The organism is Paenibacillus sp. SRL342 (assembly GCF_984798905.1).
Window position 1 is genome coordinate 3683632 of the sequence record NZ_OZ481790.1, and the last position, 20743, is coordinate 3704374.

21 protein-coding genes and 2 pseudogenes are annotated in these 20743 nt (G+C 42.1%); 15 read left to right on the forward strand and 8 right to left on the reverse strand.

Annotation, left to right across the window (positions count from 1 at the left end; genetic code table 11):
- Nucleotides 1-56: 56 nt before the first annotated feature.
- Entirely contained in the window at nucleotides 57-1409 is a 1353-nt protein-coding gene (locus AC4E8D_RS16165; protein WP_490204938.1) for an MATE family efflux transporter, read from the reverse strand.
- 136 nt (nucleotides 1410-1545) lie between these two features.
- On the opposite strand from AC4E8D_RS16165, the gene AC4E8D_RS16170 reads away from it, so the two are divergent.
- On the forward strand, nucleotides 1546-2226 hold the full coding sequence (locus AC4E8D_RS16170) for a TetR/AcrR family transcriptional regulator C-terminal domain-containing protein (protein WP_221821215.1): 681 nt from the start codon (nucleotides 1546-1548) through the stop codon (nucleotides 2224-2226).
- A 122-nt stretch (nucleotides 2227-2348) separates the two neighbouring features.
- Here AC4E8D_RS16170 and AC4E8D_RS16175 read toward each other — a convergent pair.
- A pseudogene (locus tag AC4E8D_RS16175) lies at nucleotides 2349-2507 on the reverse strand (tRNA-binding protein); the annotation flags it as partial.
- A gap of 9 nt (nucleotides 2508-2516) precedes the next feature.
- Nucleotides 2517-3449, reverse strand: a complete 933-nt coding sequence (locus tag AC4E8D_RS16180; RefSeq protein ID WP_490204939.1) for a DMT family transporter — start codon at nucleotides 3447-3449, stop codon at nucleotides 2517-2519.
- Nucleotides 3450-3604: 155 nt separating this feature from the next.
- Here AC4E8D_RS16180 and AC4E8D_RS16185 point away from each other — a divergent pair, with 155 nt between their 5' ends.
- A complete protein-coding gene (locus AC4E8D_RS16185) occupies nucleotides 3605-4492 on the forward strand; it encodes an AraC family transcriptional regulator (protein WP_221821222.1) in 888 nt (295 codons plus the stop codon).
- Nucleotides 4493-4529: 37 nt separating this feature from the next.
- Here the strand turns inward: AC4E8D_RS16185 and AC4E8D_RS16190 are convergent, their stop codons facing one another.
- Nucleotides 4530-5417, reverse strand: a complete 888-nt coding sequence (locus tag AC4E8D_RS16190; RefSeq protein WP_490204940.1) for a LysR family transcriptional regulator — start codon at nucleotides 5415-5417, stop codon at nucleotides 4530-4532.
- A 156-nt stretch (nucleotides 5418-5573) separates the two neighbouring features.
- Between AC4E8D_RS16190 and AC4E8D_RS16195 the strand changes: the two genes are divergently transcribed.
- Nucleotides 5574-6413 (forward strand): SDR family NAD(P)-dependent oxidoreductase, encoded by an 840-nt coding sequence (locus tag AC4E8D_RS16195; protein ID WP_490204941.1) that lies wholly within the window; start codon nucleotides 5574-5576, stop codon nucleotides 6411-6413.
- Entirely contained in the window at nucleotides 6403-7581 is a 1179-nt protein-coding gene (locus tag AC4E8D_RS16200; protein WP_490204942.1) for an MFS transporter, read from the forward strand. Before AC4E8D_RS16195 ends, AC4E8D_RS16200 begins: the two co-directional genes overlap by 11 nt.
- A gap of 29 nt (nucleotides 7582-7610) precedes the next feature.
- On the opposite strand, the gene AC4E8D_RS16205 is transcribed toward AC4E8D_RS16200, so the two are convergent.
- Both AC4E8D_RS16205 and AC4E8D_RS16210 read right to left on the reverse strand, forming a co-directional pair.
- Complete coding sequence (locus AC4E8D_RS16205) at nucleotides 7611-8012, reverse strand: VOC family protein (protein WP_221821230.1); 402 nt, start codon at nucleotides 8010-8012, stop codon at nucleotides 7611-7613.
- Between the two features lie 167 nt (nucleotides 8013-8179).
- On the reverse strand, nucleotides 8180-8839 hold the full coding sequence (locus AC4E8D_RS16210) for a helix-turn-helix transcriptional regulator (protein ID WP_221821233.1): 660 nt from the start codon (nucleotides 8837-8839) through the stop codon (nucleotides 8180-8182).
- Between the two features lie 252 nt (nucleotides 8840-9091).
- Here AC4E8D_RS16210 and AC4E8D_RS16215 point away from each other — a divergent pair, with 252 nt between their 5' ends.
- The 5 genes and pseudogenes from AC4E8D_RS16215 to AC4E8D_RS16235 all read left to right on the forward strand — a co-directional run bounded on the left by AC4E8D_RS16215 (nucleotide 9092) and on the right by AC4E8D_RS16235 (nucleotide 12952).
- Entirely contained in the window at nucleotides 9092-9439 is a 348-nt protein-coding gene (locus AC4E8D_RS16215; RefSeq protein ID WP_354437414.1) for a winged helix-turn-helix transcriptional regulator, read from the forward strand.
- Nucleotides 9429-9788, forward strand: a complete 360-nt coding sequence (locus AC4E8D_RS16220) for a HesB/IscA family protein (protein WP_017688344.1) — start codon at nucleotides 9429-9431, stop codon at nucleotides 9786-9788. The genes AC4E8D_RS16215 and AC4E8D_RS16220 overlap by 11 nt, the downstream gene beginning before the upstream one ends.
- Before the next feature lie 21 nt (nucleotides 9789-9809).
- Nucleotides 9810-10097: a HesB/YadR/YfhF family protein gene (locus AC4E8D_RS16225; RefSeq protein WP_490204943.1), complete on the forward strand. Its 288-nt coding sequence runs from the start codon at nucleotides 9810-9812 to the stop codon at nucleotides 10095-10097.
- 196 nt (nucleotides 10098-10293) lie between these two features.
- Nucleotides 10294-11658, forward strand: a pseudogene (locus AC4E8D_RS16230) (MFS transporter).
- A 70-nt stretch (nucleotides 11659-11728) separates the two neighbouring features.
- On the forward strand, nucleotides 11729-12952 hold the full coding sequence (locus AC4E8D_RS16235) for a macrolide family glycosyltransferase (RefSeq protein WP_490204944.1): 1224 nt from the start codon (nucleotides 11729-11731) through the stop codon (nucleotides 12950-12952).
- Nucleotides 12953-13082: 130 nt separating this feature from the next.
- Here AC4E8D_RS16235 and AC4E8D_RS16240 read toward each other — a convergent pair whose 3' ends face one another.
- Nucleotides 13083-14264, reverse strand: coding sequence for an MFS transporter (locus AC4E8D_RS16240; protein WP_339176706.1), 1182 nt, complete (start codon nucleotides 14262-14264; stop codon nucleotides 13083-13085).
- 127 nt (nucleotides 14265-14391) lie between these two features.
- On the opposite strand from AC4E8D_RS16240, the gene AC4E8D_RS16245 reads away from it, so the two are divergent.
- The 4 genes from AC4E8D_RS16245 to AC4E8D_RS16260 all read left to right on the forward strand — a co-directional run bounded on the left by AC4E8D_RS16245 (nucleotide 14392) and on the right by AC4E8D_RS16260 (nucleotide 18395).
- On the forward strand, nucleotides 14392-14985 hold the full coding sequence (locus tag AC4E8D_RS16245; RefSeq protein ID WP_490204945.1) for a TetR/AcrR family transcriptional regulator: 594 nt from the start codon (nucleotides 14392-14394) through the stop codon (nucleotides 14983-14985).
- A gap of 40 nt (nucleotides 14986-15025) precedes the next feature.
- Nucleotides 15026-15658, forward strand: coding sequence for a nitroreductase family protein (locus AC4E8D_RS16250; RefSeq protein ID WP_449004805.1), 633 nt, complete (start codon nucleotides 15026-15028; stop codon nucleotides 15656-15658).
- A gap of 168 nt (nucleotides 15659-15826) precedes the next feature.
- Nucleotides 15827-17041 carry a multidrug effflux MFS transporter gene (locus tag AC4E8D_RS16255; protein WP_221821240.1) on the forward strand — a complete coding sequence of 405 codons (1215 nt, stop codon included), beginning with the start codon at nucleotides 15827-15829 and terminating at the stop codon, nucleotides 17039-17041.
- Between the two features lie 727 nt (nucleotides 17042-17768).
- Complete coding sequence (locus tag AC4E8D_RS16260) at nucleotides 17769-18395, forward strand: spore coat protein (RefSeq protein WP_145325495.1); 627 nt, start codon at nucleotides 17769-17771, stop codon at nucleotides 18393-18395.
- Between the two features lie 87 nt (nucleotides 18396-18482).
- On the opposite strand, the gene AC4E8D_RS16265 is transcribed toward AC4E8D_RS16260, so the two are convergent.
- On the reverse strand, nucleotides 18483-18662 hold the full coding sequence (locus AC4E8D_RS16265; protein ID WP_145325494.1) for an H-type small acid-soluble spore protein: 180 nt from the start codon (nucleotides 18660-18662) through the stop codon (nucleotides 18483-18485).
- A 217-nt stretch (nucleotides 18663-18879) separates the two neighbouring features.
- Here AC4E8D_RS16265 and AC4E8D_RS16270 point away from each other — a divergent pair, with 217 nt between their 5' ends.
- Complete coding sequence (locus AC4E8D_RS16270; RefSeq protein ID WP_221821242.1) at nucleotides 18880-19563, forward strand: response regulator transcription factor; 684 nt, start codon at nucleotides 18880-18882, stop codon at nucleotides 19561-19563.
- 13 nt (nucleotides 19564-19576) lie between these two features.
- The gene (locus AC4E8D_RS16275) at nucleotides 19577-20623 is read left to right on the forward strand and encodes a sensor histidine kinase (protein WP_221821244.1); all 1047 of its coding nucleotides are present in this window, start codon (nucleotides 19577-19579) and stop codon (nucleotides 20621-20623) included.
- The last annotated feature ends 120 nt before the right edge of the window (nucleotides 20624-20743 follow it).

Genomic DNA, 20743 nt, shown 5'->3' on the forward strand with positions numbered 1-20743 from the left:
TTGAAGGCAGGATTGAGGGGATACCCTTATCCTGCCTTCTTTCGTTTTTTGGATAACTACTGTACCAAATGTTCCAGATCCGGCTGCAATTTGGTCCGCAAAGCATATAACATGATGGCCCCAACTAGGAAAGCGACGGCATCAGCAATAACAAGTGACCAGATCACTCCATGAAAGCCATTCATCTGATTAGCGACATACAACACAGGAATTAGTGTAATCCCTTGAATTATGGACATTACAAACGCGGCGGTTCCTTGGGCTGTTGCTTGGAAGATACCCATAAACAAAGAAGTCATTCCTGTAATGAACAAGGATAAGAAGGTTACATGAAGAATATAGCTACCCATTACAATTAATTGCGGGTCAGTCGTAAATAAACCAATCAAGTGGTCAGAGATCAGATAAACGATAACACCGAACAGGACGGCTAAGCCCAAAATAGCTTTGATCGTGAATCCAATCGTTTGTTTCATGCGTAATTTGTTCGCTGTGAATGAGAAGGCAATCAACGGCACAACTCCCTCGCACAAGCCCATCAGAATAAACTCAGGAAATTGCAATAAACGTGATGAGATTCCATACCCCGCAACGGCCTGATCCCCATATTCGACAAGAAAAAGGTTAAGAATAAGCGACATTGCTCCCAAGAAGACACTCATAACAAAGACGGGAACACCGATTTTGAACACATTGCTCAGGATGTCCTTCGTCACCTTGAACCATTTGAGGGAGACGGTTAAGAATGGACTCTTATAACTCATATGGTAAGCGTAAAATGCACTCGCAACCAAGTTGGAGATGACGGTAGCAGATGCAACGCCAATCACGCCCCAATGGAAGACAAAAATGAATAGTGCATCAAGGATAATATTTATAACAACACTGAGAATCATACCTGTCATAGAAGTGATTGCTGAACCTTCTGAGCGCACGATATTCTCCAGCGTGAAGAATAAGATGACGAAGGGTGAACCAATAAGCATAATCGTGACATACTCTTTCGTAAATCCGAAGGACTCTTTCGTTGCCCCCAGCCCATGAACGATTGGTTCAATCAGCGGGAGCCCAACGGCCATCACGATAATTCCGAGAACTAAACTACTGTAAAAGGCAAATGAAGATACATGCTTCAGATCATCTACTTTTTTCTCTCCCAGCAAACGAGAGATGAATGTACCGCTACCTATACCAATTAAATTACCAAGGGCCATGATGACCGCGAATAAAGGTAAAGTTAGTGCGAGTGCGGTTAACATTGCCGTATTACCCAGTGTGCCAAGGAAATAGGCATTCAAGATGGAGTAAATAACACTCATTGACGTGCCTAGCATCATTGGGACAGCAAAATGAGCTACGGCTGTGGCGATCGGTGCTTTTTCAAAGTAATGGAGGTTTTCTGCATCCATGTGGGTCACTACTTTCTTCGTTAATATTGATCTAATCTAACACCGTTAGATTGAACCTTACAGTGTTAGATGTTATCATGAACGTATGAACCTGTAAAGCATAAACTTACACTGTTAGATAAAAGGGCGGATAGCGATGAAAAAACAACAGCCTCAGATTTCGGAAGATAAGATTTTGGAATTCTCGTGGGAGCTTCTCGGAGAAGAGGGCATCGAGAAATTCAGCATGAGACGCTTGGCAGACAAGTTGGGGATTCAGGCTCCATCTCTATACTGGTACTTTAAGAGCAAGCAGACGCTCTACCAGCGTCTGGCTAACCAGATATCGAAAATTATTCTGGACGAGTTTCACACTGAAGGGGACTGGAAGGAACAGATGGAGGGGCTTGCGGTGACGGTGCGAAGTGTACTCAGCCGGTACCCGTGCTCTACACAACTCATGATGATGACGCTGCCTCACGAGCCGGACATGATTCGCTTCACCAATCGCATGTTGCTCTGCATGGAATCAACGCCACTAGAGCAAGAGCAGAAATTACAGGCCGTTCTTACACTTGTCAATTATGTATTCTATTTCGTACTGGACGATTATCAGCATCAGCGTAATATATCTGCTGCCATTAAAGAGCAGGAAGTACTTCAAGGTGAAGAGATGGTTAGCCTTCTGGATTCTATGAGCGAGAAGGAAGTTGGTCTGTTCAGCAGGATGTATAAAAACGGTATGTTTGAGGTGATGGGAACGGACAGTGCGTTTGAGTTCGGGTTGAAGATTATTTTGCTCGGGATCGAACAAGTGGTTAAGGAACATGAGAAGTAGAACGCCACGATTCGCATAAAGTAAATTTAATCACATAGCAGACATTAGTTCTTCATAGAACTGATTGATGTTTTGATAAGAAAGAAACCCCACCGAGTTAAGCTCCGGAGGGTTTCTTCTTATCATCCGATCACAGAACCGTTGGGTAGCTCGAGATCAGGTTTCAATAAAACAACATCTTCCTGTTGTTCGGGCAGCCCGCCAAGCACCAACACATCTGAATTGAATCCTAATATACGACGCGGAGGGAAATTAACCACAACTATAATCTGCTTTCCGATCTTTCTTTATTATCCTAATTTCCTGAATCGATTGGAACGAAGGAATTTGGGCAGTTGGATATTGTAGGATTTCAGGGCAAAGTACATCAGCATTCCTGACAACGTAATTAAACCGCCTACAAATTGAAAAGCAGAGATGGTTTCTCCCAAAAGAAGATAAGCCAGCATAATGGCCAAAACGGGTTCACCGATAATGCCTACTGAAACCGTTGTTGCACCAATGGATTTGAGCAGCAGATTGAAAATATACTGACCAAAAATAGTGGGTATGATCGCAAGTAGGAGGAAATACAGCCAATCGGATGATTCGTAATTGGTCAAGGTAAAGTTATTCAATAAACTGTAGACCAGCAGGACACTTCCACCAATCATAAAGACAACAACACTGTATATATTCGCGTCGATTTTTCGACTTACTTTCTGTCCCACCAGCATATACGCCGACACCAGAATGGTTCCTACCAGTGACAGCGCGTCACCGATCAGAGCCTCTCTTGAGATGCCTATATCTCCCCATGCGATAATCACCGAACCGAATAGGGCGGTAATCAAACATAGAATGGTAGGTATACTTGCTCTTTCCTTAAACATAAAGTATGACCCGACCATCACAAACAAAGGTTGCAGCGCCAGAATGACCATGGAACTAGCGACTGAGGTATACACCAGCGATTCCATCCAGAACAAGAAATATAGGCCAAGAAGCAGGCCAGCCAGAAAAACGGTGCTCCAATCCTTTGAATTCAGTTTTAAGAAACGAATCGTTTTCCAGGGGATAAAAGGAAGCATAATAATGGCCGATATATATAGCCTGTACATACCGGCTATAGCGGTCGGAGTATCCGAAGACTTGATCATGATTGAAGAGACGGATACCGACAAAATGGCGATAAAAAGTAGTACATAAGGATGAAAAAGTAGCGATGGTTTAGTTTCTTTCACATATAAGCCTCCAAAAGTTCTTATCCGGTCGTCTGTGCACAGGCTCTTGTGATAAGTCAAAGATTTGATATAATAATATCATTATTTTTGTGGATTTCGTGCAATTAAATCGCTGGATAATATAGATATATCGTCAAAGAAAGGAACATCATAAAATGGCGAAGCAACTTTATGAGGATATTCTGTATTCCGATCATTCGTTTCCCTATATCATGTACACACATACACGTCATACAAGTATCCCCGAAGGCAGAGGGTTCAACGATCTGCATTGGCACGAAGAGCTACAGATCACTTTAGTCACAAAAGGCAAGCTGGTTATTCAGATTAACGGAATTGATTATACATTGGAAACAGGTCAAGCGATCCTGATCAACAAGAGAATTCTTCACATCACAACTGAGCTAAGCCATGACGGTCAATATGTTAGTTTTAATTTTCCGGAAAAGCTATTAGCTTTTCATATAGATAGTGCAATGGAAAAAAATTATGTACTGCCTTATACCAATTCTTCTTTGGTTTCACTTGTGATTACAAAAGATTCGGAGTGGGAAACGCAGATATTAGACATGCTTTGGGGAATGAGGGAGACGTTCAATTCAGAGAAAACATGGGGATGGGAATATGAAATTTCAATTAAAACAGTACAACTATGGTTTGTGTTGATATCCAACATTTCGATTCCTTCCGAGGAAACCCCAAGAAGCGAGAAGCGTCAGCAGGAAAGACTACAGTTAATGCTCAGCTTCATCCATCAAAATTACACTCATCCGGTTACACTTCGTGAGATTGCTGATGTGGCGCATTTGAGCATTTCAGAGTGCACGAGATGTTTTAAGAAAACGGCTCATATGACGCCATACGAGTATCTAATCAAATATCGGATTAAGAAGAGTAAGGATCTCTTAATATCAACAAATGATACAATAACCGAGATCGCTCAGAAAGTAGGCTTTAATCACGTGAATCACTTTATCCAGTCTTTCAAAAAGCACGAAGAAAGAACACCGAAAGAGTTTCGGTGCTCTCCATACCCTGTATAAATGCTAAACGAATATTCTTTTACGTTTTTAGTGAATCTTAAAATTTTGCCTGAATTTCTTTTAAAAACAATTCCGCAGCAGTGGAAAAGACCTGATGTTTTTTCCAAACCATATTTAAGCCAGATTCAAGTCTTGGCTCTAGAGGTCTGAAGCAAAGATCGCTTTCACTGGACGTATTCACTATTTTATCTAGTGTTAATGCATAACCAATGCCTTCTTCAACCATAATGGCAGCATTATATGCAAGATTGTATGTAGTAACGACGTTTAATTTGTCAAAATCTTCTCCAAACCAATCCGCAAACTCATTTTTTGAAAATGTCTCCTTCAGCGACTGTCGTGAACAGATCAGTGGAACATGTAATAAGTCTGTGGATTGAATCGTATCTTTGGAGGCAAGTGGACTTTCTTTTCTCATAACCACTCCCCAAACATCCTTGTCGGAGAAATTAATATAGTTATATTTGGAAACATCCGCTGGTTGGATTAGAATTCCGAAGTCAAGGAGTCCCTTGTCAAGCCGCTCAGTTACATCATCTTCGTTACCGCTGTATAGGTGATAGCGTATATTGGGATATTTATTCTGTACGTCTTTTGCCACTCTTGCAATCTGTTTCATGGCTTCTGTTTCTCCACCGCCTATATAAATATCTCCACTTATGGTTTCTTCCATGGATTGAAATTCCGCCTCTAATTTATCGACCATACCCACAATTTCTTCAGCTCTATTTCTTAAAAGCATACCTTCATCTGTGAGAATAATTCGGTAACTACTGCGAATAAATAATTTCTTTCCCAACTCTTGTTCAAGGTCTTTCAATTGTCTGGACAAGGTTGGCTGCGTAACATGCAGGAAATCAGCAGCACGTGTAATGCTTCCTTCTCTGGCGACCGTAAGAAAATAACGCAATACTCTAATCTCCATCGTAACTCCTCCTTATCCTTTATATTCTACAATAAACCTTACAGAAATGCCTTTCAAGCATAACTTGTTATAAGATATGAGTATTTGCTATGTGGTGTATAAACGCTAAACTAAAAAGCAAGGCAACTGGAGAAGAGATTGAAAGGAATGAATGATATGGATAAGACAAAAGTATGGTTTATCACTGGCTCTGGTCGAGGTATGGGCACAACTATTGCTAAGGCTGCTTTAACTGCTGGACACAAGGTTGTGGCTACCGGCCGGAATCCGGATGCGGTGGTTCGTGCGATCGGTGATTCCGAGAATGTAATGGTTGTGCCATTAGATGTTTGCGAGCCTGCTGATGCACATGCCGCAGTTAAGGCGGCAATTGAACGGTTCGGGGCAATCGATGTACTCGTAAATAATGCAGCACATTTCTGTGGAGGGTATTTTGAGGAACTGACCCCTGACCAGATTGAACATCAGCTACAGGTGGCGTTGGTGGGTTCCATGCATGTAACCCGTGCCATATTACCTGTGATGCGCAACCAGCGTTCAGGACATGTGATCTCGATCTCTTCGGGCGCTGGCCTTTCAGGATTTGAGTTTAATTCGGCATACAGTGCTGCGAAGTTTGCGCTTGAGGGATGGATGGAGGCACTGGCTCCTGAGCTAGTTCCTTTCGGTATTCATACGACTATAGTCAATCCCGGATTTTTCCGAACAGAATTTCTTACGGACGCATCGTCAACTTTCGCTAAGCCCTCGATTGAAGATTATGATGACCGGAGAGCTTATCATATGGAATTCTTCAAGAATCAGAACGGGCAGCAGTCTGGAGATCCAAAAAAACTTGCCAAGGCCCTCCTCAAGATTGCAAACGAGGCCCAACCGCCGCAACGCTTCATTGCAGGAGCTGACGCCATAGATATTGCAGAGCAGAAAATTGCCAACCTTCAGACAGAGATCAATGCTTACCGGGATCTCTCTAAATCCATGGCATATGACAACTAAACGAAATCACCTGCTTGTATTCATTCTGACCTTTGGTGTATTCAGTATTTTAAATACGGAGATGGGCGTAATCGGAATCTTGCCTTTGATTGCAGACCATTACCAGGTCAGTATCTCAACCGCTGGTTTGATTGTGAGTCTTTTTGCGCTTGCTGTTGCTGTATCTGGTCCGATTTTACCCTTATTATTTTCGGGCATGAACCGGAAGCATGTCATGTTGTTTGTACTTGGCATTTTTATTGTGGGCAGCCTGGTCTCCGCCATCACATCAAACTTTACGGTATTGGTCATTGCACGTGTCGTTCCGGCTTTTTTCCATCCTGTCTATTGCTCATTGGCATTTACGGTGGCAGCGGCGTCAGTCCCCAAGGAAGAGGCGCCGAAGGCAGTGGCTAAAGTATTTGTAGGCGTCTCGGCAGGCATGGTACTCGGAGTCCCCCTTTCGAGCTTGATTGCTACCAGCACATCGTTGTTCTATGCAATGTTGTTCTTTGCCGCCGTAACGATCATCGCATTTGTAGCAACACTTCTTTTTGTGCCCTCCATGCCAGTTACGAAAAGAATCTCTATGGGTACTCATCTGTATGTATTGAGAAGATCGGTGATGTGGCTATCTATTGCTGGCGTGATTTTCATGAACGGAGCTGTATTTGGGGTCTATAGTTACCTTGCCGAGTTTCTGAAAACCGTGACAAGATATGACTGGAACACCGTCAGTGTGTTGTTATTTCTATATGGCTTGGCCAATATGGTTGGAAACATGATAGCAGGGAAACTGCTCGCTAATTTCCCTTTAAGAACGATCAAGATGTATCCCATTGTATTAATAACGGTATACATCTTGTTGTTCACCTTCGGACAATTCAGTGTGCCAACGGCCTTCCTTATTTTCATTTGGGGGATCATAGGAGGCATAGGGGGCAATATCACTCAATATTGGGTGGTATCTGCAGCACCAGAGGCACCGGAATTGTCAAATGGGATCTTTCTAACCTCTTCCAACCTGGGAACAACACTTGGTGCTAGTGTATGTGGACTAATCGCAACTGGAATAAGTACACAATATATTGTAGTTGGAGGAATCGTATTTCTACTATTTAGTATCGTAACGAACTACTTCAGAATCTCCATGACTGGCCGATTGAAGGGTTCAAATGTTGAAAGATAAGAGGCGGACGTGGTGATAAGCGTTATACATTACCGTTTCGGCATTTTGCTCTCATCCATGTAGAGCAGATTCCAGCGGTGACCGTCCAGGTCAGCAAATCCTGCACCATACATCCAGCCATCTATCTCACCCGGCTTGCCAAAGATGGTTCCTCCAGCTAACTCGACTTTTTTAATAAAAGCATCAACTTCTTCTCTGCTGTCAGCACCAATGGAAAATATCACTTCTGCGCTATGGGATGTATCTGCGGTTTTGGCACCTGTAAATTTCTCAAATGTTGCATCCGGAAAAAGCAGAATCGTTGTTGAGCCTATGACAAGTTGGGCTCTCTCGTTACCAACATTCTCCCCATGGAATCCGATCTCATTAAAAAAGGCAGTGGATTTCACAACATCTTTCACCGGCAGGTTCATCCAGATTTTTTGTGACATGGCTGTAGCCTCCTTGAGTATATTTTCAACACTCTTACTATACTCTACCTCAATTCAAAATTACATAATCGGGTACATATGAAGGATGATTTAGGGAAATCCGAATCGTTTTAGTCAATTCAAAATCCAAATTAAAAGAGCAATCTCCAATGAGGTTGCTCTTTTGGTTATGGCTTATTTTTCCAAACAGTGTACACACAGTTTCTTCCTCCGGCCAGAATGTATTCTCCACGTTCAATATGAACATTATCGCCTAGAACCGTTTTGAATAAATGTAACTCATTCTTGCATAACCCGGTACATACCGCGGCCGCTTCACAGATCGGACAATGTTTCTCAATGAGTAGGAGACTACCATCATCCTGCTCCTTAACCTCGGCCATATAACCTTCATTGGTACGAATTTCGGCCAATTTCTCCAATCTCTCTTTAACTCCTGATGAATCACCAAGATGCTGAAGATATTGTTCTTGCATATTTTTATTTCGAACATCCAGCAGCTTGTCCAGCCCTTCAGTACCAAAAGCTTCTTTCATCGAATGGATGAGACTGACGGATAAATCGGAATATCCACTTGGGAAAAAACGATTAGCCGCGGGAGTTAATATCCATAACTTGGTGGGTCGACCCATGGGACGGGACTCTTCCACAGTGGTAACCAATCCTTCTCCTTTTAGCGCATTCAGATGTTGACGAATAGCCATTCCGGATAACGAAAACTGAGAGGAGAGAGTGACAACATCCATTCCCCCGCGCTCTTTTAACAGATTAATAATTGCTCTCCGGGTACTGGTCGAGACATCCTTTTTGGTTTGATTTCCGCTCATGGTTTACCTCCTTGTGACGCAACTGAATCTACATGACTAACTACATTTTAAACAAAAATGTTGACAAAGTCAAAGCCGAACTGTAGCTTAGACATTATAAACAAAAATGTTTACTAAGTATCCGGATACGATGTATACATACCAATTTTCTTGGAGGTCACATTTCATGCCATGGGTTTCCATCTCTTGTTGATCGTCACGAGTATCATTGCCAGCACTCGGATCTCACCACGAAGATGAATAAGGAAGTGGGTGTACAGACCATTGCTCACTGAGGATCCGAATAAACTATTTACAGCTTATCGCATCATCGGAACGAAATGGACGATCCATATTTTATGTGCTCTGTCTCAAGGCCCGAAGAGATTCGGTGAAATATTCGATAACATTCCTTCCATTTCCGAAATGATCCTCTCCAGACGTTTAAAGGGTCTTCAAGATGATCATTTGGTCAAAAGAACAATACGGACACGCCCTACACAAATTATTTATGAACTTACGCCAAAAGGAGCTGCTCTTGCAGCATTCATACCCTGTCTAATGGACTGGGATACCAAATTTCAAAATGATACCACCGGGAGGAATAAAGATGATCATTGAGGTCAGTGATACAGCATCGGACAAAATCGTTGAGATCTTATCAAGTGCGGATATCCAAAATGCCTTTCTTAGAGTAGGCGTTGATGAAGGGGGATGCAGTGGTTTGTCTTATACCCTTATCGTGGATGAACAGCAGGCAGAAGAAGACATTGTGTTAAATAAAAAGCAATTTAAAATATTGGTTCACGCAAACAGTATTCCATATATTGATGGGCTTGAGATTGACTATGAAGAGAGCGGAATGTTAGGCGGATTCACCATGAATAATCCAAATGCCAAAGTTTCATGTGGATGCGGGGCCAGTTTCAGAATGGCCAATTATCGTGGCGAAGTGAAAAAATGTGATTAATGAAGGAAAGAGTGCAGAGCAATGATCTCATTTGTAGTATCTGAACAAGCAATCGATTCATTTAAGAATGAATGGGAATTGGAAGAGGACCAATATGTAAGGATTTACGCAAAATATGTCGGAGGAGGCTCCGATGCTTTTACAATTGGCATAAATGCGAGTGCTACACCGGTCGATCCCGCACTGGTTCAATCCATTGGAGGATTTCATTTCTTTGTTGAAAAAACAGATGCCTGGATCCTGGAGGATAAACTTCTCCAAATTGACTGTAATGAACATGGCATATTTTCAAGCAAAATCTCCTATTAAACATGGGAATCCTATTCTAAATCATGGTCTTACTTTTTAAACATTTAACTTTACAAAGTATAACACTTCATGTATATTCAGGGAGTAAAAAGGTTTATTTTACCATAATATCCATCAAATTATGGAGGTGTGGAAGACAAACAACAATCAGATTGGGATTTTTGATGCTCAGTACAGGGCGCCTACAATTGGGATTATGCTGGTTCTGGCAACCGTAGCTTTTGAAGGACTGGCTATCACAACGATTGCCGCGAAAATGGCACAAAGTTTAGAGGGCATTCATTTATACGGTTGGATCTTCAGCGCATTTTTGTTATCTCAGCTTATTGGAACTTTGGTTATGGGTCAGCAGATTGACAAGCGCGGCGTTTTTACATCCATGCTGATATCTTTTAGTGTTTTTGTGTTAGGAACTGTGGTCTCCGCTATTTCTTTCGATATGCACATGCTTATTGCCGGAAGAGCCCTTCAAGGTTTTGGAGCAGGGGGCCTGATCACATGTGTTTATACCTGTGTGACGTTACATTATCCAGATACACTTCGTACTCAAATCCTGGCCGCATTCTCCATGGCATTTGTCCTGCCTACCTTAATCGGACCTTATGCAGCAGGCCTTATAGCTTCCTACATCTCGTGGCGATATGTTTTCTGGATCGTTTTACCCTTGATTGGAATAGCGCTCAGTCTCACATTCCGTTCTTTCCGTCATTTGCAGCTTCAGCAAGATCTGTCAGGTCCAGCGCGAGCAACCGACTCAAAGATTATGTATGCGATTCTGCTTGCCGTTGGAACGGGGCTGTTACTCACAGGACTTGGTATGATAACCGATTGGAAAGGTATAGTACTCACTTTGGCTGGATTAGCCGTCATGATCACACCAATGCGTAAATTGCTGCCTGTGGGCACTTTTTCGGTAAAAAAAGGATTGCCTGCTACTTTGGTAACGAGGGGTCTATATGTTGCTTGTTATTTTACAACGGAAAGTTTTGTGATCTTGGCGCTAACCGAAGTGAAGGGGTTAGCGGCTGACCTTGCTGGCCTCATCGTAGCAGCAGGTTCTCTGAGTTGGTCCGCCGCAGCGTGGTTGTAAGCCAAGCTTGATGCACGAGATCAAGGTCGTGCCCGAAAGGGTAGGGTCATGACGGGCATTGGGATTATGATCGTTGGAACTGTACTTGTGATCCTGGCTCTTATTTTGACGGACGGCGGGATTATACTCATCCTTCTCTCACAAATGATTACAGGGTTCGGTGTTGGATTGGCCAACCCTACAACAGCAGCCATTGCTTTACAACATGCCTTGCCCAGGAAAGAGGGAGAAATGTCCGCGAATCTGCAATTTGTGGATTCCTTCTACATGGGAGTAAGCATTGGCGTTGGTGGCGCTCTAATTGCCTTGTCTGAAACGTTACAGTGGGGCATATCGACAGGTGTTTTGATCGTGTTAACACTGCAATTATTATGGGTCTTGTTAAGTTTCTTGGCATCACTACGAATTACCAAACTCGTTCATCAAGAACATCATCCATTCAACCAAGTGAAGGATAACATCTCCATGTAACGGATGACGACCGCGTCGTTAAATACATCACGAAGAACGGGGGGACTAATTGCATTGGGAGGTGGGTAAGATGGCACGTGTATTAGTAGTCATTACTCCAGCTGAAGGACATGTGAATCCATCGTTAGGATTAGTTACTCAGTTGATAGACAATGGTGAGGAAGTCATCTATGTGTGCACGGAGGAGTACCGTTCCCGAATTGAACAAACCGGTGCCCAGATCATTACCTATCCGTTTCCACAAGATGCCTTCTCTCATGATCCGGTGTTGAAACCCCAGGAATACAAGCATCCTTATCAATTCATTTATATGATGGTAAGCGGTATTATCCGGAGAATCATCCCCAATGTAATGCAGGTGATAGAGGATCAAAAGTTCGATTATATGATCTTTGATTCCCTGATGGGATGGGGAGGGACTATTCTTGCAGAAAAACTGGGAATTCCTGCGGTGTGCTCGATTGCGTCCTTTGCTTTTGTGGAGCCTCTCGGGTCTAGCTCAGTTCTGAATGAGACGGAGACGAAGGAGCTTTATGAGGCTACGATGAAGATCACAACGGAGTTAGCCGAAGAGTTTCAAGTGAGTATTCCAGCCATAGAAGAGATTCCAGCACATGCAGGTCAGTTAAAGCTCGTGTACACCAGCCGTTATTTTCAGCCGCAGGCAGAAAAGCTGGACGATCGTTTTATTTTCACGGGTCCTTCGATCATAACACGGCAAGATGCACCGGGCTTCTCGTTTGAGTTGCTTCGTGAACGATACCCGCAAACCGTGTACATTGCTATGGGTACGATTTTAAATAAAAACTTGGATTTCTATCAGCTTTGCTTTGAAGCATTAGGGGATCTACCCGTGAATGTTGTTTTATCTTCGGGAAAATACACGGATATGGAGCCGCTGGCTGATCAAATACCTCCTAATTTTATCGTCAAGCCATACATTGCCCAGTTGGACATGCTGCAGCATACCGATGTTTTTATCACACATGCTGGAATGAACAGCACAAGTGAGGCGTTATATTACAACGTTCCGATGGTGATGATTCCATTAACATCGGATCAGCCTCTTGTCGCCAATCGGGTACAGGAGTTGGGCGCGGGTATTACTTTAAATAAACATAACCTTAGTGCAACTAACTTGAGAGAGGCATTAACAGAAGTACTACACAATTCACTTTATAGACGGCAGGCTTACCTCATTGGCGAATCTTTAAGGCAGGCTGGCGGTTACAAGCGAGCTGCTGAAATGATCATGAGTCATATGGGTTCAGGGGTAGAACTTTATGAATTTTGATAAAGTAGGCAGTGAAAATAGACGATCCTGTTAATCCAGGGTCGTCTATTTTTAACGTTGATTAATCTTCTGTGAACTTATAACCAAGTTATACGAAATATATGATGTCTGTGATCCATGATCAGTGAGTCTAGTTTGACACCTCGGGCTTTTTAATTGGTAGTAAACGACTTGTTGCAAATACGACTATTACTACCATAAGAACTGTTATCCCGTTTAAAAGTTGGATATTGCCTATAGGAAACAAAAAACTTCCAATTAGTGGAGCTGCAGCCATACCAAGATAACGAACAAAGTTATAGACACCCATTGCCGTAGCGCGCTCTTCAACAAACTCTGAGGACAAGAGGGTTGGCATCACTGGTGTTGCAAGTCCCAACACGAATCCAGTAAGCATCAGAGAGATAAGCAAACCAATTAGAGAGTGATCTGCAGCAAAAATAAAAATCACAAGACTCAAAATGGTCATTATACCGGTCCAAAAGAGTGTGCGTACTGAGCCTATTCGGGTTTGTAAACTTCCACTCATTTTACTTCCAACAAGATTGAATATCATGAGAGCAAGGGAGAATAATCCAATGCTTGCAGCGCCTAAAGCATACTTAGTTTGTAATATTGTAGGTAGAAATACAATGAATGTGTAAAAGACATCATACATGATGAAACCACTCAAAAGAACTACAACGCCGGTTTTGTTGCTCAGAATTTTCCCAAATGCTTTTAAACCTAGTCTTGTTCCCGCTGGTTTTATGTTGACTGGTTTTGTCTCAGGTAACATAAATATGGCTGCTATCAAGATTAGAAGAGCACTGACTGCTGCAAAACCAAACGTACCCGTGTAACCGAATTTACTACCGATAATACCACCGATGAGCGGACCAATAGCTGGTGAAATTCCAAGAATCATCTGATATGTAGCCATACTTTCTGCCCGCTCTTTACCCTCAAAAACATCTCCGATCATTGTAGCAGCTACTAATGGAACAGATGATGCGCCTATTCCTTGAATGACTCGAAAAATGAGTAACATTTCTATAGAACCTGAAAACATGCATCCTATAGTAGCAATTACATAAATAATTATACCCGGGACTAGGATTTTCTTACGTCCATTACGATCAACAATGGGGCCAAGTATGATCTGCATGGTTGCCATGGCCACAGTGAATAAAGTAACCGTTAGATTAACTAAATGTAATGACGTATTTAGATCTTGTTGCAGATCAGGTAGCAAAGGAATGTACAGGCTTTGAGCAAGAGATACAATAGCGGCAGAAATTCCCAAGATAAAGAGTAATCGTCGTTTGTTCATAAAACACCTCCAAATTATATTGACTGACTGTCAGTCATTATTGTATATTGAGCTTATAACATTGACTGACAGTTAGTCAAGTTGTACATTTAAACTAATATAAAGGAGTGACAAAGGAGATCTGACAATGACACGAGTAAGCAAGAACCCCCAGGAACGAAAAAATGAAATACTGACTGTGGCTATGGAATTATTCAACTCCAAGGGCTACGAAAATACATCCGTCAGTGAAATTGTAAGAAAAGTTGGTGTTTCACAAGGAACTTTCTACAATTATTTTCAATCTAAAGAAGATGTACTTCATGCTGCTTGTGAACGAACATTAGCATCTCGTTTGGAAGACATAAATCAGTTAGTTGAAAATCGCGATCTCAACGCGAGAGAAAAACTTATTCGTATTTTTATGGATGCAACCCCTAACGAAGAGGATGAAGATGTATATGAATATCTTCATAAGGAAAGTAACAGTACCTTGCATCAAAAATGGATTGTGATCGAAATTAATGCATTGATTCCCTACATCAAAAAAATCGTTCAGCAGGGAGCAGAAGAGGGAGAATTTCTTGTTCAACAACCGGAGCTCAAAGCGGAGTTTCTTTTGGTAGGTGTTGCATTTTGGCTTGATCGTGGTGTATTTACCTGGAATGAACAAGATTATCTGGAGAGAAAAAATGCTTTGAACGGGATCATTGATCAGCTACTTGCTGTTAATAAGCAATGATTTGCATCGTTCAACGACTATAGAAAGAAGGAATACGAGAATGAATTTAATAACAAAAGATTTTAGTGAGGTTTTACATGGCCGTCGTACGATAAAAAAATACGATCCGAATTATAAAATTAGTCGGGAAGAAATCACTGAAATGCTCGAAGATGCTGCTTTGGCTCCGTCAGCATTCAATTTACAGCCTTGGCGATTTGTCGTTATTGACAGTAACAAAGGTAAGGAAGACCTACTCGAAATTGCGCCTTTCAACTTTTCACAAATTAATACTTCGTCAGCAGTTATCGCCGTCTTTGGTGATCTTAATTTTGTTGACAGTGCAGAAGAAATTTACAAGGAAACCGCTGATCTTGGCTATATAACGCAGGAGATTAAAGATAAGATGCTTGCTATGGTTGTACCCATGTATAATCAATTTTCAATGGATAAGAAAAGAGAGTCTGTGTTGCTGGATGGCGGACTTGTCTCTATGCAGTTTATGCTTACGGCACATGCTCATGGTTATGCGACAAATCCAATGTCAGGCTTTAACAAAGAGAAGATTGCAGCAGTATTGAGATTAGATCCAGAGCGTTATGTTCCAATACTACTCATTTCAATCGGCAAGGCAGCTTCAGATGCACGCCCGCCTGTTCGTCTTCCGATCAGCCAAATTACAGAGTGGAAATAACGGGATTACTACTTGGAAAAAATGTCTCGACTATAGTACCAATGAAAGTCGCTATCTTAGCGGCTTTTTTAATTTTAATGGTCTCAAGACTTGACCTACAGTTAACTCTATGTCTTATACTCCGATTAGGCTTGCAAATTATATGAGGAATTGGAGATTTTATTTATTATGGCGAAGAGCACGAATTGGAATGTTTTTGGACTCGCAATACTACTAGGTTTATTTTCTACATTAGGTCCATTTACGATTGATATGTATTTACCGGCTTTTCCGGAGATTGCACAAAATATGAATACAACGGCATCACTTGTACAATTCAGCCTTACTGCTTGTTTATTAGGACTGGGTGTAGGACAACTCGTTATGGGTCCTTTGAGTGACGCGTACGGTAGACGTAGACCATTATTGATCTGTATGGCAGCCTATATTATATGTTCCTTGGCCTGTGCTTTTGCTCCGAATATCGGACTATTGATTTTGTTTCGTTTCACGCAAGGATTTGCGGCTTCGGCTGGTATTGTCATTTCCCGTGCGATAGCTAGAGATCTATATAGTGGACATGAACTCACTAAATTTTTCTCTTTGCTGTTGCTTGTAGGGAATTTGGGGCCTCTGGCAGCTCCCATCGCGGGAAGTGGGGTTCTTTCATTCACAACATGGATTGGCGTATTTATCTGCCTTTCATTCTTGGGGATTTTCTTATTAATCATGACCAAGTGGAGCTTAAAAGAAACACACCCCGTCGAAAGACGTATGGTTCCTGACTTCAAACAGCAATTGGGTAATTACAGAATGCTTCTGCGTGACCGCAAGTTTGTTGGTTACATGCTGGCACAGGGAATCATGACAGCAGGGGTTTTTGCTTATGTGGCGGGAACACCATTTATTTACCAAAATATATATGGAGTCACACCCACAGTATTTGCTATACTGTTTGCTTCGAACGGCATCAGCTTGATCATCGGATCTCAAATCGTGGGTCGATTGGCCAAACGTATCCCTGAGCAGACGCTTCTATTATCCGGGCTGTGGCTTGCTATAATAGCAAGTGTTGCTGCTTTGGTCGTAACCCTTGCTCATGGTCCGCTTTTTGCTTTGGTTATTCCGTTGTTCTTCTTTGTTTGCTCGATCGGCATTACGTCTACAGCGGCATTCCCGCTGGCCATGGAGAGTCAAGCTAAGATGGCCGGAAGTGCAGCAGCACTGCTCGGCGTTGTTCCTTTTCTTCTGGGTGCACTGGTTGCTCCTCTGGTCGGCATCGCAGGTGAGGACACTGCCGTCCCGTTAGGACTCACTTTATTAATGACCAGTATCATTGCCATTGTTACTTATTTTCTGCTTGTTAAAAAAAATCTCACATCAACCAAAACATGCCCAGACTGATCCTAACTTTTAGATTAGAAGTAGCAAAAGGTCGATTCCAGATTGGAATCGGCTTTTTTGGCATTATGAAGTATATTAAATTCAATGAGCCGATCTGCTTTGCAGATAGATTTCCAGGTCTGGGCTCGATCCTCAATTGGCTGGTTATGAGCGGGTAAGAGCTAGTTAGCGTAGCATTTTTTTCGACCTTAAAATCGCTATTGGCTGCTTCCATGCGTGAAGGCACTGAATACGAGGCCAACGCCCTGTATTGCGTTCCGAACTTTATTGATAGATGTACTATTACAAGAACTATAGGATGTCATACATGCTTCTTGTTAGAGATGTGTTTTTGTAGGGACACAGGGTTTGACACGAGCTATTCAAATTTAAAACAACTAATGGCTTCCATATAGAGTGTGTGGAGGTCCTGGTTCTTTACGTCATTCAATACTAATTTAAAATGTGTTAACTGATTGCTCTGAAAGGCTGTCAATTCGTGAAGTTCCATCGTTTCGTGCCAAGCGAGATGATGGTTTTGTCGATTTGGTTCGTAAGTATACACATGAATCCCTCCTAAAGTTATGTGTTAGCCTATGCATGCGCCTATAAAAGGTACTGTGAACGAGACGTAAAAAAATAAAAATTAATCTGAATATATTGGGTCCATGAAATTCATAATAACCACAGACTGCGGATAGAAAGAGCCACCATTTGCAGGAAACAATTAATAGGAGGAAATACAAAAATGCAACTGCAAAACCATCAAAACATTGAAACAGGTACTGTTCCACCTCAACTGAACCATGGCGGGCATGAAATGTTTGATGTCCATGAAGTATTGGCAGGAGCGATCAATACCATGAATACGTATACCATGATGAGTGAACATGTAAAAGATCCGGAGCTTCGGGATATTTTACAACGTCAGAAGCAATTTATGACGGATGAATATAACATTACATTGGAATGTTTTAAAACCGGTCAGGATCCTTCCAAACCGACTCAAAGTTATAAAATGAATCAGGGTAACGATTTTACTTATGGCATGAAACCAAGCCAACCGAAAAAGCCAATGCAAACTGCAGGTGAGATATGCGACCAAAGCATCTCTCTTAGTATGTTAAATGCAGTAAAATCAGGGGCTGTAATGAAAACAACAGCAGCATTGGAAACAACGAATCCTGTTGTACGCCGTGTGCTTGCGGATTCCTTACCAAACTGTATTGAAATGGCATATGAGATCTCGATTTATCAAAATAAGAATGGCTTCTACCAAGTACCACAGCTTGCCCAGCAAGATATGCAGCAAATGCAAAATGGATATGCTCCTGCACCGCTTCAGCCGCAAATCCCTGGTAACCTTCCCCACTAAAAATGAAGCGCCGTATCTCATTTCGAGATACGGCGTTTTATTTGTTACCATTTTGAAACAGGTCTGCAATGAAAGCCGTCATCTATACTAAGGATGTTCAGTCAAACTGGACAAAGGAACTGTCATTTCCTGCTCTGAGTCTCCGACCGGATAGATTCGGGCCGTTTCATCCTCATTGACATGCTGGATAAAGATAGGGGTATCCTGATAAGTTACCTTTTTCATAATGGTCGATTCAGATATTTCGATCGCTCTTTGTTTGTTCATAACGTTCTCCTTATCCCGAATGGTCATTTGTTGATCAACAAGACGGTGAGGTTTTTAAAACTCTGCATCACTACAATGCACCAAACCGTGCAAGTTTATGCAAAGTTTGTAGAGAAAGATTGGTGGAGTAAGCATTCCCCGACAGTACATGTTATTATTCTTGTTGAAAAGAATATAGCATTTACATCATTGAAAGATTACGAGGAGGTTTACTTCTATGGAGTTTAATATATTTGTAGTTGAAGATGATAATGCATTATTTGAAGCGTTGAAAAAAGGACTGGAAGCATGGGCTTTACAGGTTACAAGACCTGATGATTTTCATGAAGTCATGCGGTCATTTCAGGATCAACAACCACATCTTATTATCATGGACATTACGCTCCCTAAGTATGATGGTTTTCATTGGTGCAGAGAAATCCGTTCGGTATCCGAGGTACCTATCATTTTTCTATCTTCCCGTGATCACCCTTTGGATATGGTCATGGCACTTAATATGGGTGCGGATGACTTTGTACAAAAACCCTTTCATACGAATGTGCTATATGCCAAAATCCAGGCGCTTCTTCGCAGAACTTATGCTTATGGGGAAGGCCAGACAGATATTCTCGAATGGAATGGTGCCTTAGTTGATCTGAAGCGAGGTGTTATCCGAAAATCAGACGAGGAAGCAGACCTGACCAAAAATGAATTCTTCTTGTTGATTGCGCTCGTGAAAGCTAATAATGTCATTATCTCCCGTCATGACTTGATCCGTAAGCTATGGGAGGACGAGCAGTTCGTAAACGATAATACCCTTACAGCTAATATCACCCGGCTAAGGCAGAAATTAGAACCACTTGGACTCTCGGATGCGATTGTCACAAAGAAAGGGATGGGTTATATGGCCGTCACTTTATAGGGGGTATAGCCGCATGTTAATCCGTTACATCAGAACAAGAAAAAGCTGGATCCTGCTTTTTGTTAGCTTGCTAGGTCTGACCGATGTACTTATCCTTATTGAGCAGGGAATCCATGTAGAATTGACATCTCTCCTATATTTAAATGGTCTGTATATAATTATATTTCTTGTATTTTTTCTATGGCGTTACAAGAAAGAAACCAAATATGCAGCAGCGCTCCTCGAGCTGCAAGAAGTCATGGCCTCGGATTGGATGGAGAGTCTTCCGGAACCTGAGCATGAACTCGATAGTATAACGAACGATGTATTACGAGAGGCCTTTTATCAGTTCAACCGCAAGTTATCTCATGATAAGGAAGTCCAACTGATCGAGAACGACTTCACTGCCTCCTGGATTCATGAGGTTAAAACGCCTCTTACTGCTATGAAACTGATTCTGGACGCACGACCGAGTGATCCGGATCTAAGTAGAATTGAATCAGAATGGCTGAGGATCCATCTTCTCATAGACCGTCAGTTGTATATGACACGTCTTCCTGCCTTGGAATCAGACTTTGTGCTTGAACGAGTTTCGTTACATCGTCTTGCGGCAGAAGAAATCCGGGAATTGGCTCCATGGTGTATGGAAAAAAATTTGGCAGTCAGCATCGAAGGAAATGATGTCATGGTCGTTACGGATCGCAAATGGTGCCGCTTCATCCTTCGGCAGTTATTAACCAATGCCATTAAATACAGTCCATCCGGCAAGGCGATTACATTCATGACAGTGATGTCTGAAAAAGAGAACATTATCCTAGATTTAATTGACGAAGGTCCGGGGATACAACCGCATGACCTACCACGTATCTTTGACAAAGGATTCACAGGCGAGAATGGAAGAATTCACAATGCCGCTACCGGACTTGGGCTCTATCTTGCCCAAACTGTAGCAGGGAAAATGGGCATTGCACTTCATGTCCTAGCGGATCAGAGGCAAGGGACGACGATGCGGATCACCTTTACGGATCCCAATGCATTCGAAATGGTTAGAAGAACTCAAGAGGAAAATATCCCACTATAAACAGCCAAGATTATTCTTGACTGTTTTTTTTGTGAACATGACAAATTTGTCATCTACCTAATCAACTCGTCACCCAGAACGTACGACAAGTAGGGGAGATCAACGTACACTTAAGCTACA